The 16,810-nt window shown below is 63.7% G+C and carries 13 protein-coding genes; 3 read left to right on the forward strand and 10 right to left on the reverse strand.

Going from position 1 to position 16,810, the window contains the following annotated elements; translation table 11 throughout:
* Positions 1 to 5 precede the first annotated feature (5 nt).
* The 3 genes from CKW22_RS10395 to CKW22_RS10405 form a co-directional block, all read right to left on the reverse strand.
* Complete coding sequence (locus tag CKW22_RS10395) at positions 6 to 818, reverse strand: putative RNA methyltransferase (protein WP_033700899.1); 813 nt, start codon at positions 816 to 818, stop codon at positions 6 to 8.
* Positions 818 to 1,969 (reverse strand): succinyl-diaminopimelate desuccinylase, encoded by a 1,152-nt coding sequence (gene dapE, locus CKW22_RS10400; protein ID WP_033700897.1) that lies wholly within the window; start codon positions 1,967 to 1,969, stop codon positions 818 to 820. The genes CKW22_RS10395 and dapE overlap by 1 nt, the downstream gene beginning before the upstream one ends.
* A 93-nt stretch (positions 1,970 to 2,062) precedes the next feature.
* Complete coding sequence (locus CKW22_RS10405) at positions 2,063 to 4,654, reverse strand: glycosyltransferase (RefSeq protein WP_033700895.1); 2,592 nt, start codon at positions 4,652 to 4,654, stop codon at positions 2,063 to 2,065.
* 133 nt (positions 4,655 to 4,787) lie between these two features.
* Here CKW22_RS10405 and tcdA point away from each other — a divergent pair, with 133 nt between their 5' ends.
* A complete protein-coding gene (tcdA, locus tag CKW22_RS10410; protein ID WP_095064085.1) occupies positions 4,788 to 5,597 on the forward strand; it encodes a tRNA cyclic N6-threonylcarbamoyladenosine(37) synthase TcdA in 810 nt (269 codons plus the stop codon).
* Between the two features lie 120 nt (positions 5,598 to 5,717).
* Here the strand turns inward: tcdA and CKW22_RS10415 are convergent, their stop codons facing one another.
* The 4 genes from CKW22_RS10415 to CKW22_RS10430 all read right to left on the reverse strand — a co-directional run bounded on the left by CKW22_RS10415 (position 5,718) and on the right by CKW22_RS10430 (position 8,833).
* A complete protein-coding gene (locus tag CKW22_RS10415; RefSeq protein WP_033700893.1) occupies positions 5,718 to 6,128 on the reverse strand; it encodes a SufE family protein in 411 nt (136 codons plus the stop codon).
* Positions 6,125 to 7,330: a cysteine desulfurase gene (locus CKW22_RS10420; protein ID WP_033700892.1), complete on the reverse strand. Its 1,206-nt coding sequence runs from the start codon at positions 7,328 to 7,330 to the stop codon at positions 6,125 to 6,127. Before CKW22_RS10420 ends, CKW22_RS10415 begins: the two co-directional genes overlap by 4 nt.
* A 78-nt stretch (positions 7,331 to 7,408) precedes the next feature.
* Entirely contained in the window at positions 7,409 to 8,443 is a 1,035-nt protein-coding gene (gene dapD, locus CKW22_RS10425; protein WP_033700891.1) for a 2,3,4,5-tetrahydropyridine-2,6-dicarboxylate N-succinyltransferase, read from the reverse strand.
* A 42-nt stretch (positions 8,444 to 8,485) separates the two neighbouring features.
* On the reverse strand, positions 8,486 to 8,833 hold the full coding sequence (locus CKW22_RS10430) for an ArsC family reductase (protein ID WP_077068598.1): 348 nt from the start codon (positions 8,831 to 8,833) through the stop codon (positions 8,486 to 8,488).
* A gap of 363 nt (positions 8,834 to 9,196) precedes the next feature.
* Between CKW22_RS10430 and CKW22_RS10435 the strand changes: the two genes are divergently transcribed.
* Positions 9,197 to 10,843, forward strand: a complete 1,647-nt coding sequence (locus tag CKW22_RS10435; protein WP_047581606.1) for a Na+/H+ antiporter — start codon at positions 9,197 to 9,199, stop codon at positions 10,841 to 10,843.
* A 37-nt stretch (positions 10,844 to 10,880) separates the two neighbouring features.
* Here the strand turns inward: CKW22_RS10435 and dapC are convergent, their stop codons facing one another.
* Genes dapC through map form a run of 3 tightly spaced genes read right to left on the reverse strand, consistent with a single transcriptional unit; the run spans position 10,881 to position 15,622 of the window.
* The gene (dapC, locus tag CKW22_RS10440) at positions 10,881 to 12,077 is read right to left on the reverse strand and encodes a succinyldiaminopimelate transaminase (RefSeq protein ID WP_033700888.1); all 1,197 of its coding nucleotides are present in this window, start codon (positions 12,075 to 12,077) and stop codon (positions 10,881 to 10,883) included.
* Positions 12,078 to 12,099: 22 nt separating this feature from the next.
* Entirely contained in the window at positions 12,100 to 14,802 is a 2,703-nt protein-coding gene (locus CKW22_RS10445) for a [protein-PII] uridylyltransferase (protein ID WP_033700887.1), read from the reverse strand.
* A 37-nt stretch (positions 14,803 to 14,839) separates the two neighbouring features.
* Positions 14,840 to 15,622, reverse strand: coding sequence for a type I methionyl aminopeptidase (map, locus tag CKW22_RS10450; RefSeq protein WP_033700886.1), 783 nt, complete (start codon positions 15,620 to 15,622; stop codon positions 14,840 to 14,842).
* 346 nt (positions 15,623 to 15,968) lie between these two features.
* On the opposite strand from map, the gene rpsB reads away from it, so the two are divergent.
* Positions 15,969 to 16,706 carry a 30S ribosomal protein S2 gene (gene rpsB / locus CKW22_RS10455; RefSeq protein ID WP_027595792.1) on the forward strand — a complete coding sequence of 246 codons (738 nt, stop codon included), beginning with the start codon at positions 15,969 to 15,971 and terminating at the stop codon, positions 16,704 to 16,706.
* The last annotated feature ends 104 nt before the right edge of the window (positions 16,707 to 16,810 follow it).

Consider the following 16,810-nt stretch of genomic DNA (forward strand, 5'->3'; position numbering starts at 1 on the left):
TGTGCTCAGTCTTGGCGCACGAAATAGTCATAACGCATGGAAACCGTGACCTCGAACGGCTCGGGCTGGTCGATCACCTGTGCCCGTTTTTCGGCGCTGGCGCGCCAGCCGTGCGGGGTCATGGCCAGCAGGTCGGCGCGTGCCTTGGGCGCCGCGAGGCTCAGGCGGAACTCGAGGGTTTCGCTGTGCGCGTGAGCCATGCCCTCCGGCACCAGGGCCAGGTGCTTGTCATCGGCATACGGACGCACTTCATCGTAGAGCACTTCGCGCAGCTCCATCAGGTGGCCGCTGGTCGGGCCGACCCGCATCAAGCCGCCACCGGGGCTGAGCAGGCGTTTGGCTTCGGCCCAGTCCAGCGGGCTGAACACGCTGGCGATGAACTGGCAGCTGGCATCTGCCAGGGGCACGCGGGCCATGCTGGCGACCATCCAGGTAACCGCTGGATCACGCCGGCAGGCGCGCTTGACCGCCTCGCGCGAGATGTCCAGGGCATAGCCGTCGGCATCGGGCAGGGCGTTGGCGAGCTGCGCGGTGTAATAGCCTTCACCGCAACCGATGTCCAGCCAGGCACCGGGCTGGCGCTCGGCGGCCAGCTCGGCCAGGCGGTGGGCCACCGGGGCATAGTGGCCGGCGTCGAGGAAGTCGCGACGGGCTTCGACCATGGCCTGGTTGTCACCGGGGTCACGGCTGTTCTTGTGCTGCACCGGCAGCAGGTTCAGGTAACCCTGGCGCGCACGGTCGAAGCGGTGGCCCGCAGGGCACACCACGCCGTTGTCGAGCGGTGTCAGGGCTGCCTGGCAGAGGGGGCAGGCGAGCATCAGGCGAGCAACCGGACCAGGGTCTGGTAGTAGATCTCGGTCAGCAAGTCGAGGTCGCTGGCCAGGATCCGCTCATCGACCTGGTGAATGGTGGCGTTGACCGGGCCGAGTTCGACCACCTGGGTGCCCATGGTGGCGATGAAACGGCCGTCCGAGGTGCCGCCACTGGTGGAGGGGTGGGTATCGCGGTCGGTGACGGCCTTGATGCTGGCCGACACTGCATCGAGCAACTCGCCCGGTTCGGTGAGGAACGGCAGGCCAGACAGCGCCCACTCGACGCTCCACTCAAGCTGATGCTTGTCGAGGATCGCCGCTACCCGCTGTTGCAGGCCTTCGACGGTCGACTCGGTGGAGAAGCGGAAGTTGAACAGCGCGGTCAGTTCGCCGGGTACCACGTTGGTGGCGCCAGTGCCGGAGTTGAGGTTGGAGATCTGGAAGCTGGTCGGCGGGAAGAAGGCGTTGCCTTCGTCCCAGTGTTCGGCCGCCAGTTCTGCCAGGGCGGGGGCGGCGAGGTGAATCGGGTTGCGCGCCAGGTGCGGGTAGGCCACATGGCCTTGCTTGCCACGTACGGTCAGCTTCGCGCCCAGCGAGCCGCGGCGGCCGTTCTTGACCACGTCGCCGAGCAGGTTGGTGCTCGAAGGCTCGCCGACGATGCACCAGTCCAGGCGCTCGTTGCGCGCTTTCAGGCGCTCGACCACGGCCTTGGTGCCGTGGTGGGCCGGGCCTTCTTCGTCGCTGGTGATCAGGAAGGCGACCTTGCCGCGGTGGCCCGGGTAGTCACGCACGAAACGCTCGCTGGCCACCACCATCGACGCCAGGCTGCCTTTCATGTCGGCGGCGCCACGGCCGCAGAGCATGCCGTCGGCGTCGATCAGCGCTTCGAACGGCTCATGCTGCCACTGCTGCACCGGGCCGGTCGGCACCACGTCGGTGTGGCCAGCGAAGCACAACACCGGACCTTCCTGGTTGCCATGAGTGGCCCAGAAGTTGTCGACGTCCTCGATGCGCATGGGTTCGAGGGTGAAGCCCACGGCGCCCAGGCGATTCATCATTTGTGCCTGGCAGTCGGCATCGACGGGGGTGACCGAGGGGCGACGGATCAGGTCGCAGGCCAGTTGAAGGGTAGGCGAGAGCTCGGCAGGGGCCGTCATGGGGAACTCCGGGGCAAGGCAAGGCGGAAAAACGAGGGGCGTTATCTTATATCAAACAAGCGGGCCGATGGGGCGCAAAGCGCCCCCGGATTTTCAGGCCTGCTGTGGCTGTGCAACCTTGTCCGCAGGCTTTGGCAGCGAAGACAGCAACGCCATCACCAACGCCGCCAGATACGGCAACGACTGGACCAGCAACATCGCCACCCAGAAGCGCATGTCCGAGCTTGGCAGCCCTTGCACCAGGAATATGCCCAGTGCCGCGCCCCAAAGCAGCAACATGATGAACAGCTCTTCACGTGCTTCGGAGAGGGCCACCAGCACCCCGTGGCTGTCGGCGTTCTTCGGCGTGCGGAAGAACGGCATGCTGCTGGTGAAGAACCCGTACAACACCGCCTTGGCGATGGTGTGCGACAACGCCAGCCCCGCCAGTGCCGCGGCGAAGGCATCCTTGAGGTTGACCCCGACCGCCCGGCGGTACAGGAAGATGATCTTGCCGACCTTGAAGAAGAACAGCGCCAGGGGCGGGATGGCGAAAATCATCAGCGGCGGGTCGACCCGGTGCGGGACGATGATCATCGCCGCCGACCACAGCAATGCGCCGACGGTGAAGAAGATGTTCATGCCGTCGGCCACCCACGGCAGCCAGCCGGCCAGGAAGTGGTAGCGCTGGCCACGAGTCAGCTCGCTGCCCTTGCCGCGCAGCAGGGCGCCGGCGTGGTGCTTGATGATCTGGATGGCGCCATAGGCCCAGCGGAAGCGCTGCTTCTTGAAGTCGATGAAGGTGTCGGGCATCAGGCCCTTGCCGTAGCTGTTGTGGGCGTAGGCGGCCGACAGGCCTTTCTCGAATACCCGCAGGCCCAGTTCGGCATCCTCGCAGATGCACCATTCGGCCCAGCCGAGTTCTTCCAGGACTGTGCGGCGGGTCATGGTCATGGTGCCGTGCTGGATGATCGCGTCACGGTCGTTGCGGGTCACCATGCCGATGTGGAAAAAGCCCTTGTATTCGCTGTAGCACAGCTTCTTGAAGGCACTTTCGTGCTGGTCGCGGTAGTCCTGCGGCGACTGCACCACGGCGATCTTCGGGTCGGCGAAATGCGGCACCATGTGCTTGAGCCAGTTGCGGTCGACGCAGTAGTCCGAGTCGATCACCGCGATCACTTCGGCGTCCTTGGCGGTGTGCGGGAGCAGGTAGTTGAGTGCGCCGCCCTTGAAACCGGCCAACGGCGCGACGTGGAAGAACTTGAAGCGCTCGCCGAGCTTCTCGCAGTGCGCCTTGAGCGGCTCCCACACGGCCGGGTCCTTGGTGTTGTTGTCGATCACCAGCACTTCATAGTCGGGGTAATCCAGCGCGGCCAGGGCGTCGAGGGTCTGCTTGACCATCTCGGGCGGCTCGTTGTAGCACGGTACATGCACCGATACCTTGGGCCGGTAGGCGCTGTCGGCCTGCACCGGCAGGAACTCGCGCCGTCGCTTGTGAATCCATACCGCTTCCGCCAGTTCGTGGGCCTCGGTCATCAGCACGATGAACACGCCCAATGCCCCCAGCGCCAGCAGCACGCCGACGGTCAGGCTGAACCAGGTGCTGTATTGCTGGCTGTAGTCGTAGGCGATCCACACCAGCACCGACCCACACAGGAAGGTGATGAAAGTCAGGAAGGTGCGGCCACGCTGGCGCAAGGCCGAACCATCGATCAGCAGCACGGCCAGGGCAATCATCGCCAGTACCACCGACGCCACGGCCAGGGCCCGCCACTGCGGGATGGCGACCACGGGGCCATCGAAGTTGAACTTCTGCTGGCGTTCGGCGTTGAACACGCCCCAGTAGGCGCCAACCGAACCTTCGTCGCTGGCCTTCCAAGGCTGGTCGTAGGCCTCGATGACAAAGTAGTTGTAGCCGCGGCGGTTGAGGGTGTTGACCAAGGTGCGCAGGTAGATGGCCTGGTCGGCCTGGGTGGCATCGGCACCGCCGCGCATACGGCCGTTGCTCGGCCAGCCGACTTCCGACAGCAGCAGTGGCTTGCGTGGGAACTGCTGCTTGAGCTCGCGGGCGCGGTCGAGCACGAATTCCACCGAGTCTTTCATCGGCACAAATTCCCAGTAAGGCAGGATGTGCGCGGCGATCAGGTCGACGTGCTTGGCCAGCTCCGGGTTTTCCTTCCAGATATGCCATTGCTCACTGGTGGTGACCGGCACCTTGACCGCCGCGCGTACCCGGTCCAGGTACTGGATCAAGGCTTGCGGGGTGACTTCTTCGCGGAACAGCGCCTCGTTGCCCACCACTACCCGCACCACACTGCGCGAGGTGTTGGCCAGTTCGATGGCGCTGGCGATTTCGCGCTCGTTGCGCTCAAGGTCCGGGCTGATCCAGATGCCCAAGGTCACCCGCAGGCCGAATTCTTCGGCCAGGCGCGGGATATCGGCTTGGGTGCCCTCTACGGTGTAGATGCGGATGCTGTCGGTCAGCTTGCTCATCTGCTCCAGGTCCTGGCGCATCTCGTCGTCGTTGGGGTATTGGCCCTTTTGCGGGCTTTCGCCCAGACGGAACGGCGAATACGAGAAGCCGGAGATCTGTTCCGGCCAGGCAGGCGCTGACACCGGGCGGTTGATCAGCGCCCAGAACCCGGTAAATAGCGCAGCGATGGCCAGGACCACGACCAGGTTGAGGCCGAATTTGCGTGATGACATTGTCGTCCAAGTCTGTCGAATTGAGTGAATATTAAAGCAGGATTGGTAGGCACTTTCCTAACGATGGAGGCTACGGGTGCCATTGGCATATAATGCGCGCCGTTTTTTGGGGTATGAGCTTCGGGGTAGCAAGATGAGCACAGAAGATCCACGCTTTGCCGGCGTTGCCCGGTTGTACGGCGACGATGGCCTGCAACGGCTGAAGTTGGCCCATGTGGCGGTCGTCGGTATCGGCGGGGTCGGCTCCTGGGCGGCCGAGGCATTGGCCCGCAGTGGCGTGGGCGAAATTACCCTGTTCGACCTCGACGATGTCTGCGTGAGCAATACCAACCGCCAGGCCCATGCCCTGGAAGGGCAGGTGGGCAGGCCCAAGGTCGAAGTCATGGCCGAGCGCCTGCGGGCGATCAACCCGGCGTGTACGGTGCATGCGGTAGCTGACTTCGTGACCCGCGAAACCATGGCCGAGTACATCACCGAAGGGCTCGACTGTGTCATCGACTGTATCGACAGTGTCATGGCCAAGGCCGCACTGATCGCCTGGTGCAAGCGCCGCAAGATCGCCATCGTCACCACCGGTGGCGCAGGTGGGCAGATCGACCCGACGCAGATCCAGGTCGGTGACCTCAACAAGACCTTCAACGACCCGCTGGCCTCGCGGGTACGCTCGACCTTGCGCCGCGACTACAACTTCTCGCGCAATGTCAGCCGCAACTACGGTGTGCCGTGTGTGTTTTCCAGCGAGCAGCTGCGCTACCCCAAGGGGGATGGCAGCGTTTGCCTGCAGAAGAGCTTCGTCGGTGAAGGCGTGCGCCTGGACTGCTCGGGCGGGTTTGGCGCGGTGATGATGGTGACTGCGACCTTTGCCATGGTGGCGGCGAGCAAGGCCGTGGAAAAGCTGGTGGCAGGTGCCCGGCGGCCTTCGGAGCGGGTCAAGCCCGAGTAAGGCGCACGATCTGTGCAGCATTTTTCGCGGGGCAAGCCCACTCCCACAGTAGCCCGTTAACTCATTGATGAGCGGGTTCTTGTGGGAGCGGGCTTGCCCCGCGAAGCATCCAACGCCGATTCAACTGACAGAAACCAGCTCGGCCATGCGCTGCAACACCGCATGCAGCCCATTGCTGCGCGAGGGTGACAGCTGCCGTTCTAGCCCTAGCTGGTGGAACCAGGCCCGCAGATCCAGTTCAGCCAGCTCGCTGCTGGCCAAGCCCTGCACCCGCACCAGCAGCAACGCCAGCAGCCCGCGCAACAACCGTGCATCGCTGCTGGCCTTGAACTGCCACTGGCCGTCGTGCTGCTCAGCCACCAGCCATACCAGGCTTTCACAGCCATGCACGCGGTTGCGCTCGCATTTGTCCGCATCGCTCAGCGGCTCAAGCCGATCACCCCACTGCATCAGCAGCCGTGCACGTTGTTCCCAGCCACGGGCCTGTTCAAACTGTTCCAGTGCTTCGCGGGCAGGTGTCGGCACATTCATCGCAACAACTCCAGCCCTTGATCCAGCGCCTCGAAGAAGCGCTGCAGGTCATCGCTGTCGTTATACAGCCCCAGCGACACTCGAATCGCCCCCTCCAGCCCCAGCCCCTTGAGCAGCGGCATAGCGCAATGATGACCGGCACGTACGGCGATGCCTTGTTCGGTCAGCAGGTGGGCGATGTCTGCGTTATGCACCCCCTCGATGACGAAGCTGGCCAACGCCGCCTGCGGTGCACCGAGCACCCGGATGCCATCGCGGTCGGCCAGGCCACGCAGCAAGTGCTGGTGCAAGCTGGACTCATGCCGTTCGACCGCATGGGCATCGAGGCTGGCCAGGTAATCGAGTGTCGCACCCAGGCCGATAACACCTGCGATGGGCGGGGTTCCGGCTTCAAACCCCAGTGGCGCGGGGCGGAAGCTGGCGCTCTGGTACTCGGCCAGTTGCACCATTTCACCGCCAAATTGCCAGTGACGTAGCAACGCCAGCGCCTGGCTGCGGCCGTAGAGCACGCCGACACCTTCCGGGCCGTACAGCTTGTGGCTGGAAAACACGTAGTAATCGCAGGCCAACTGCTGCACATCATGACGGCCGTGCACCACGCCTTGGGCGCCATCGACCACGGTCAGCGCGCCTTGCGCCCGGGCGTGGGCCAGCAAGGCTGGCAGCGGTTGCCAGGTGCCGAGCACGTTGGACAGCTGGCTGACCGCCAGTACCCGCGTGCGTGGCCCGATCAGTTGCAGTGCCTGGTCGAGGTCGATACGTCCCTGCACGTCCAGCGGCAGAATCACCAGGCGCAGGTTGCGTCGCCGGGCCAGCTGTTGCCAGGGTAGCAGGTTGGCATGGTGCTCCAGGGCGCTGACGGCGATTTCGTCGCCGGCTTCGAAGCGGTGTTCCAGGCCGTAGGCCAGCAGGTTCAAGGCCGAGGTGGCGCCGTGGGTGAAGATGATCTGCTGCGAGTCGGCGGCATTGAGCCAGGCGGCAACCTTGTCGCGGCTGGTTTCGAACGCCTGGGTCGCCAGTGCGCCGGGCAAGTGCTGGGCACGGTGCACGTTGGCCGCGCCATGGCCGTAGTAATAGCTCAGGGCATCGAGCAGGGCTTGCGGTTTCTGGCTGGTGGCGGCGCTGTCCAGGTAGGTCTGGTGCTGCCGTTGCAGGGCGTCGATGGCGGGGAAATCGGCACGCCAGGGGGAGGGCTGGAACATGTTCGCGGGGCCTGGAATGAAAAACGGGTCTGGCATTACGCCAGACCCGATCTTATCACTTCAAACCGTGGAAGGTTCTCAGTTATGGGCGTGCAGCGCCTCGTTCAGCTCGATGGCCGACTTGTGGGTCTTGCACTCCACAGCGCCGTTCAGCGAGTTGCGGCGGAACAGCAGGTCGGTCTGGCCGGCCAGGTCGCGGGCCTTGACCACTTTGACCAGCTCGTTGTGCTCGTCCAGCAGGTTCACCTTGGTGCCGGCAGTGATGTACAGGCCGGCTTCGACGGTGTTGCGGTCGCCCAGCGGGATGCCGATACCGGCGTTGGCGCCGATCAGGCAGCCTTCGCCAACTTTGATGACGATGTTGCCGCCGCCGGACAGGGTGCCCATGGTCGAGCAGCCGCCGCCCAGGTCCGAACCCTTGCCGACGAACACGCCTGCCGACACGCGGCCTTCGATCATGCCCGGGCCTTCGGTGCCGGCGTTAAAGTTGACGAAGCCTTCGTGCATGATGGTGGTGCCTTCGCCGATGTAGGCGCCCAGGCGCACACGGGCGGTGTCGGCGATGCGCACGCCGGCCGGGACCACGTAGTCGGTCATTTTCGGGAACTTGTCTACCGAGAACACTTCCAGCAGCTCGCCCTTCAGGCGCGCTTCCAGTTGCAGTTGGGCCAGCTCGGCCAGGTCGACGGCGCCCAGGTTGGTCCAGGCAACGTTCGGCAGCAGCGGGAAGATGCCGGCCAGGCTCACGCCGTGCGGCTTGACCAGGCGGTGCGACAGCAGGTGCAGCTTGAGGTAGGCCTCTGGGGTCGAGGTCAGCGCTGCGTCTTCGGCCAGCAAGGTGGCGACCAGCGGCTTGTGGCTTTCGGCCAGGCGGGTCAGCAGGGCCGCCTGGGTGGCATCGACACCTTTCACGGCTTCGGCCAGTTGCGCTGCTTGCCCGTTGCTGAACGCAATGGCCTGGTTACCGCCTTCGTAGCCCAGGATCGGGGCAACGGCGGCGATCAGGTCGGCGCTTGGGTTGACCAGAGGTTGGGCGTAGAAGACTTCCAGCCAGGTACCCTGGCGGTTCTGGGAGCCGACACCGAAGGCCAGGCTGAACAGAGTATTGGACATGTGATTACCTCGTGCGAAATAGGGTATTGAGCGGTGATGGGCTCAGGCCAGTGCGGCGGCGTACAGGTCCGGCTTGAAGCCGACCAATGTGCGCGTGCCAAGGTCGAGTACCGGACGCTTGATCATCGACGGCTGGGCCAGCATCAGTTCGACGGCCTTGGCTTGGTCGATGTCGGCCTTGCTGGCGTCGTCGAGCTTGCGGAAGGTGGTGCCGGCACGGTTGAGGATGACTTCCCAGCCGTGTTCGTCGCACCAGCGGTTCAGGCTGTCACGGTCGATGCCTTGGGTCTTGTAGTCGTGGAATTCGTAGCCGATGGCTTTGTCTTCGAGCCAGGTGCGCGCCTTTTTCATGGTGTCGCAGGCTTTGATGCCGTAGAGCGTGTAGGTCATTGTGTACATTGAGGCCACAGGCTGCCCCAATCTCTCCATTTTCGAATGTCAGTCGCGGGATTATGCGTGAACGATGTGGTGAGCGCCACGGGGTGTGGGCGAATGGGGGGTATAGGGTAAGGTTCGGGTTTTTTGGCGCCTCTGAGATCGAGCGCCGCCCGCGCGGCGCTCGATCTCAGAGGCGCCAGAGCTCTGCCGCCATGCCCCCATCGCGCAAACACACGCAGCATTGTGTTACATATTCATGTGCCACTTGCGACTATGGTGCAGCGGTCCAGAATCCCCACTCGCCGCTAACATATTGTTTCAATGGCGATGTTTCACCCCGCTGTAGTTATTGATTCATAAAGGAAGCTTTCACCGATGCAGTCAGCCTATACCGTCCTCATCCTGCTGACGCTGGTAAGCGTGTCAAAACTGGTCGGCCGAATCATTCCGCTGCCGCTGCCCTTGGTGCAGATCGCCGCCGGTGCCTTGTTAGCCTGGCCGACCCTGGGCCTGCACGTGGCCCTTGACCCTGAACTGTTCCTTTTCCTGTTCCTGCCACCGCTGCTGTTTGCCGACGGCTGGCGCATTCCCAAGCGCGAGCTGTGGCGCATTCGTGGCCCAGTGGTGGCGCTGGCCGTGGGCCTGGTGCTGTTCACCGTGGTGGGCGCTGGTTACTTCATTCACTGGCTGCTGCCCAGCATCCCGCTGGCAGTCGCCTTCGCCCTGGCGGCCGTGCTGTCGCCGACCGATGCCGTGGCGGTCTCGGCCATCGCCCAGGACCGCTTGCCGACACCGCTGATGCACATGCTGCAGGGCGAAGCGTTGATGAACGATGCCTCGGGCCTGGTGACGTTCAAGTTTGCCCTGGCCGCAGCGATTACCGGGGTGTTCTCGTTGGCCGATGCCAGCTTCAGTTTCGTCCTGGTTGCCCTCGGCGGCCTGGCGGTCGGCGTTGCGCTGAGCTGGCTGATCGGCCGGCTGCGCATCTGGATGATCGCGCGGGGCTGGGACGACCCGGCTACGCACGTGGTGTTCATGCTGCTGCTGCCCTTTGCCGCTTACGTACTGGCCGAGCGCCTGGGTGTGTCCGGCATCCTCTCGGCGGTAGCTGCCGGCATGATGCAGAGCTGGCTCGACCTGCTGCCACGCCAGACCAGCACCCGCCTGCTCAACCGCAGCGTGTGGTCGTTGCTGGAGTTTGCCTTTAATGGCTTGATCTTCCTGCTGCTCGGCTTGCAGTTGCCGGACATCATCAAGGCCGTGGTGAGCCACGAGCCCACCGTGTGGCCGACCCTGGCCTGGCGCTGCCTGGATGTGCTGGCGATCTTTGCCGCGTTGATCCTGCTGCGGTTCATCTGGGTGCAGAGCATCTGGCGGGCCATCGGGGTGGTGCGCCGTTGGCGCGGCAAGCCGGCGTTGGTGCTGATGCCAACGGCGCGTTCCTGCTGGTTGCTGACCCTTGGTGGCGTACGCGGTGCGGTCACCTTGGCCGGTGTGATGTCGGTGCCGCTGCTGATGGGGGCGGGCAAGGCCTTCCCCGAGCGTGACCTGCTGATTTTCATTGCGGCCGGGGTGATCCTGTTGTCGCTGATCAGTGCCTGTATCGCCTTGCCGATCCTGCTGCGCGGTGTGACTAAAAGCCCCGACGAGCGCCTGCATCAGGAAGTACTGGAAGCCTGGCGACGTACCGCGGAGGCTGCGATTCATGCGCTGGAGGCGGAGGAGGTAATCGACGCCAATGCACCGCAGGATGCGGCCCAGGCGACCTTGGCAACCGAGCTCAAGGCGCGGCTGATGGCGGAGTACCGCGACGAGCTGAACAGTTACAACGACACGGCCGAGGCGCGGGCCCTGGCTGAGCAGATGGACTTGCTTGAGCGGCGTTTGCGCTTGCGTGCGCTGCGGGCGCAGCGTCTGGAATTGTACAACCTGCATCGCCAGCACCTGGTGGGCGATGAGGTGGTGCGGCAGGTGCTGGGGGAGTTGGATATGAGCGAGGCGAACCTGGGGGCCATCAGGTAGGTAGCGAAAGGGGCGCCAAGCGCCCCCTTCAGCTCAATCAGCGATTCTGCAGGAACGCGCGAATTCGCTCAGCCGCCTCGATGCATTCGGCCAACGGCGCAACCAGCGCCATGCGCACCCGGCCAGCGCCTGGGTTGACGCCATCCACTTCACGCGACAGGTACGACCCGGGTACCACGGTCACATGCTCGGCTTCGAACAGGTCGCGGGTGAACGCAGCATCGCAGCCCGGTACCTTGGCCCACAGGTAGAAGCTGCCATCGGGCCGCTGCACATCCATCACCGGCTGCAGGATATCCAGCACGGCTGCGTACTTGGCCCGGTACTGGTCACGGTTGTCGCGCACATGCGCCTCATCCTGCCAGGCCGCGATGCTGGCCAGCTGGGTTTGCACGGGCATGGCGCAGCCGTGGTAGGTGCGGTACAGCAGGAAGGGTTTGATGATTTCGGCATCACCTGCCACGAAGCCCGAGCGCAGGCCAGGCAGGTTGGAACGCTTGGACAGGCTGTGGAACACCACGCAACGCTTGAAGTCGCTGCGACCAAGCTCGGCGCAGGCGCTGAGCAGGCCCGGGGGGGGCGCGTCTTCGTCGAAGTACAGCTCGCTGTAGCACTCGTCGGCGGCAATCACGAAATCGTGCTCGTCGGCCAAAGCGATCAGTTTCTTCAGGGTGTCCATCGGCACCAGCGCGCCAGTGGGGTTGCCCGGCGAGCACAGGAACAGGATCTGGCAACGCTGCCAGACATCCGCTGGCACGGCATCGAAGTCCGGGTTGAAACCGTTGTTTTCAAGGCACGGCAGGTAATGCGGGGTGGCACCTGCCAGCAGGGCCGCGCCTTCGTAGATCTGGTAGAACGGGTTCGGGCTGACCACCAGGCCATCATCGGCGCGGTTGACCACGGCCTGGGTGAAGGCGAACAGCGCTTCACGGGTGCCGTTGACCGGCAGGATGTGGCGGTCGGCATCCAGCCAGCCGGCCGGCACGCCGAAACGACGTTCGCACCACTGGCCGATGGCCTGGCGCAAGGCTGGCAGGCCAAGGGTGCTGGGGTACACCGCCAGCTTGTCGAGGTTGTCGGTCATGGCCTGGGCGACGAACGCCGGCGAGGCGTGCTTGGGCTCGCCGATCGACAGGGCGATGGCGCGTTTGTCCGCCGCAGGCTTTACGCTGCCCAGCAGGGCACGGAGTTTCTCGAACGGGTAGGGCTGAAGCTGGGTCAGGGCATGGTTCATCGGCGCAAGGTCTCGTCAATCGTTAAAAGGTCACGCGGGTAGGGCTGGCATCGCTCGCCTGGCCGGCCTGCAGCTGCTGCACGATGGCCTCCTGCAGGCGGCTGCACAGCTGCGGGTCGGACAGCGGCTGGTTGTCGGCGTCGGTGATGAAGAACACGTCTTCCACGCGCTCGCCAAGGGTGGCGATCTTGGCGTTCTGCAGCGACAGATCAAACTCCAGGAAGATGCGCCCGATCCTGGCCAGCAGGCCCGGGCGGTCGGGGGCGGTGATCTCGAGGATGGTCACCGGCCGCTGGGCATCGTTGAGGATGGTGACCTGCGGCGGGAAGTTGAAGTGCTTGAGCTGGCGCGGCACCCGGCGCTGAATGATCGTCGGATAGTCCTCGGGGTTGCGTAGCGCTTCGGTCAGGCCGTCGCGAATCTGTTTGACCCGCTGCGGGTTGTCGCCGATCGAGCCACCGTCGTTGTCGAGCACGATATAGGTGTCGAGGGTGAACTGGCTGCTCGAGGTGATGATCCGCGCGTCATGGATGTTCAGGTTGAGCTGCGACATGGCCGCCACGGTCACGGCGAAGAAGTCGTGTTGGTCGGGGGCATAGATGAAGATCTGCGTGCCGCCCTCGAACTCGCGCGAGGTGGTTTCCTTGATCAGCACCAGTGGCCCACCGTCAGCGGGCTGCTGGAGGATGGCGTCACTGTGCCAGGCCACGTCGGCGGCGGTGTGCTTGAGGAAGTAGTCGTCACCCAGCTGCGACCAGAGTTGCTCCACGTCGTCCGGGTCGGTGCCCTCGCGGATCAGGATGTCCAGTGCCGCGCTCTGGGTCTGGCGAATCTGCTCTTCACGGTCCAGCGGGTTTTCCAACCCACGGCGCAGCGCGCGCTTGGTTTCGGTGTAGAGCTGGCGCAGCAGGCTGGCACGCCAGGAGTTCCACAGGCTCGGGTTGGTGGCGTTGATGTCGGCCACGGTCAGCACGTAGAGGTAGTCCAGGCGGGTTTCGTCACCCACGTGCAAGGCGAAATCGTTGATCACCTGCGGGTCGGACAGGTCCTTGCGCTGGGCGGTGGTGGACATCACCAGGTGGTTCAGCACCAGCCAGACGATCAGGCGGCTGTCCCAGGCGGGCAACTGGTGGCGCTCGCAGAACGCTTGCGCGTCCACCGCGCCCAGCTCCGAATGGTCACCCTGGCGGCCCTTGCCGATGTCGTGGTAAAGCCCGGCCAGGTAGATAAGCTCGGGTTTGGGCAGGCGGCCCATGAGCTTGCTGGCCAGCGGGAATTTTTCGGAAACCGGCGTGTACTGCAGTTTGCGCAGGTGCTTGATAAGGTTGAGCGTGTGCGCATCGACCGTATAAATGTGGAACAGGTCATGCTGCATCTGCCCGACGATCAGGCCGAACTCCGGCAGGTAGCGGCCAAGAATGCCGTAGCGGTTCATCCGCCGCAGGTTGCGGTGGATGCCGATCTCGCACTTGAACAGCTCGATGAACAGGCTGGTGTTGCGGATATCGTGGCGGAACGTTTCGTCGATCAGGTGGCGGTGTTCGCGCAGCAGGCGCACGGTGTCGGCACGTACCCCTTTGATCTCCGGGTGCTGGGCCATCAGCACGAAAATTTCCAGCATGGCGAACGGCGTGCGCTTGAACACGTTCGGCTTGGTCGCTTCTATATAGCCGTCGTGCAGGCGGAAGCGCGCATTCAGCGGCTGAGTAGTGCCACTGTCCTCGTCGGCGAGGATGACTTCCTCGAAGTGCTGGATGATCAGGTCGCACAACTGGCTGATGCTCATCACCACCCGGTAGTACTGCTGCATGAACTGTTCGATCGCGCGCTTGGGGTTTTCGTCGCTGTAGCCCAGCAGCGCGGCGATGCTGCGCTGGTGATCGAACAGCAAGCGGTCTTCGGCGCGCCCGGCCAGCATGTGCAGGGCGTAGCGCACCTTCCACAGGAAGTCCTGGGAGGAGGCCAGCAGTTCGTTCTCGCTTTCCAGCAAGAAGCCTTCGCCTGCCAGTGCGTGCAGGTTCAGGGTGCCGTATTGGCGGCGGGCCACCCACAGCACGGTCTGGATGTCGCGCAGGCCACCGGGTGAACCCTTGACGTTGGGCTCAAGGTTGTACTCGGTGTCGTTGTACTTGTGGTGGCGGGCCTTGAGCTCGGCACGCTTGGCCAGGAAGAACTCCTTGCTCGGCCACATGTGCTCGGTGCTGGTGACTTCGAGCATGCGCTGGCGCAAGGCTTCGGGGCCGGCAATCGTGCGGCTTTCCATCATGTTGGTGATGACCGTGAGGTCCGCACGCGCCTGTTCGGCACATTCGTCGACGGTGCGCACGCTCTGGCCCACTTCCAGGCCGATGTCCCACAGCAGGGTAAGGAAGCGCTCGATGGCCTCGCGGTACTGCTCGTGCTCGGCGGCGCCCAACAGGATCAGCAGGTCGATGTCCGAGTGCGGGTGCAGTTCACCGCGCCCGTAGCCGCCCACTGCGACCAGGGCGATACCGTGCTGGTCGCCCCAGTCGAACTGGTTCCAGGCCTGCTGCAGGATGTTGTCGACGAGCCAGGCGCGGTCCTCGATCAGCCGGCGGATCTCGCGGCCATCGCGAAAACGCTTGTCGAGCACCTCGCCAGCCTGGCGGATGGCTTTCTTGAAGGCGGTGATAGGGCTCGCCTTGAGGGCCAGTTCCGCCTGGAACTGGCCGCGGTCGAACAGCTCGGGATCCACCTGGGGCATTGCGTCGCGTTCCTGTCGTGGGGTGCCTGGCGCGGACTCAGGCCGAGGTGCGCGCGATGGTGTCGTCCTTGCGCAGGGTAAAGATCTCGTAGCCGGTAGCGGTCACCACCAGGGTGTGCTCCCACTGGGCCGAGAGCTTGCGGTCCTTGGTGATGGCGGTCCAGCCGTCGCCCAGCACCTTGGTGTCGGCCTTGCCCTGGTTGATCATCGGCTCGATGGTGAAGGTCATGCCTTCTTTGAGTTCCATGCCGGTGCCGGCGCGGCCGTAGTGAAGAATTTGCGGTTCTTCGTGGAACACCTTGCCGATGCCATGGCCGCAGAATTCGCGCACCACCGAGAAGCCGTTCTTTTCAGCGTGCTTCTGGATCACTTCGCCGATGTCGCCCAGGCGGCAACCAGGCTTGACCAGTTCGATGGCCTTGTACATGCATTCCTGGGTGACCTGGGACAGGCGCTCGGCCCACACGGGTACCTTGCCGACGTGGAACATGCGGCTGGTGTCGCCGTGATAGCCGTCCTTGATCACGGTGACGTCGATGTTCAGCGTGTCACCGTCCTTTAGTGGCTTGTCGTTGGGGATGCCGTGGCAGACCACATGGTTGATCGAGGTGCAGATCGACTTGGGGTAGCCCTTGTAGTTGAGCGGCGCCGGGATGGCCTGCTGGACGTTGACGATGTAGTCGTGGCACAGGCGGTCCAGTTCTTCGGTGGTGACACCGGGTTTGACGTGCGCTTCGATCATTTCCAGCACGTCGGCGGCCAGGCGGCCGGCGATGCGCATCTTCTCGATGTCTTCTGCGGTCTTGATGGTGACGGTCATTACAGGCTCTCTACGGCGCCGTGCACGGCGCGAACAAACGGGAAAGGCCGGATTCTAGCAGAGCAGGGCGGCAATCGGTCGGGATAAAGGCGGCCAAGCTGCTGTCTATAGAGGGCATTCTGGCCTGAAAGCCTGGGTGCTGCAAAAGCCGCTGACGGACGCAACAGTATTCGGGTTCCGTTCGCTCGCGGTCTGTGGTATAAAATGCGCCGCTTTCGGGGTAGACCCCGTTAGCCTTAAACCCACACACGTGTCGACACGATGACCTGGGTGCCCCGAATTGCAGAATTTGCGGGTTGGTCATTGGGATGCGTGGAGGCCCAACCCGACTTACCAAGGAACTATCATGTCCCAAGTCAACATGCGCGATATGCTGAAGGCCGGTGTGCACTTCGGTCACCAGACCCGTTACTGGAACCCGAAAATGGGCAAGTACATTTTCGGCGCGCGTAACAAGATCCACATCATCAACCTGGAAAAAACCCTGCCGATGTTCAACGAGGCTCTGGCCTTCGTAGAGCGCCTGGCCCAGGGCAAGAACAAGATCATGTTCGTCGGCACCAAGCGTTCCGCCGGCAAGATCGTCGCCGAGCAAGCTGCTCGTGCCGGTTCGCCATACGTTGACCACCGCTGGTTGGGCGGCATGCTGACCAACTACAAAACCATCCGTGCTTCGATCAAGCGTCTGCGCGACCTGGAAACTCAGGCCGAAGATGGCACCTTTGCCAAGCTGACCAAGAAAGAAGCCCTGATGCGTTCGCGCGATCTGGAAAAGCTGGACCGCAGCCTGGGTGGTATCAAGGACATGGGCGGCCTGCCTGATGCCCTGTTCGTGATCGACGTTGACCACGAGCGCATTGCTATCACCGAAGCCAACAAGCTGGGCATCCCGGTCATCGGCGTTGTCGATACCAACAGCAGCCCGGAAGGTGTTGACTACATCATCCCAGGTAACGATGACGCCATTCGCGCTATCGAGCTGTACATGACTTCGATGGCTGACGCCATCATCCGCGGCCGCAACAACGTTGCTGGCGGCACCGAAGTCTACGCTGAAGAAGCGGCTGCACCTGCTGCTGAGTAATTGACGCCTGGCGTCTACTTGGCACGCAAAAAGGGGGCTCTGCCCCCTTTTTGCCACCTTGAAATCCTGCTGTCAGCAACGGCCCCGCACTATGGGCCTGCTGA

The organism is Pseudomonas sp. Irchel s3f19 (assembly GCF_900187555.1).
Taxonomy (GTDB): Bacteria; Pseudomonadota; Gammaproteobacteria; order Pseudomonadales; family Pseudomonadaceae; genus Aquipseudomonas; species Aquipseudomonas capeferrum.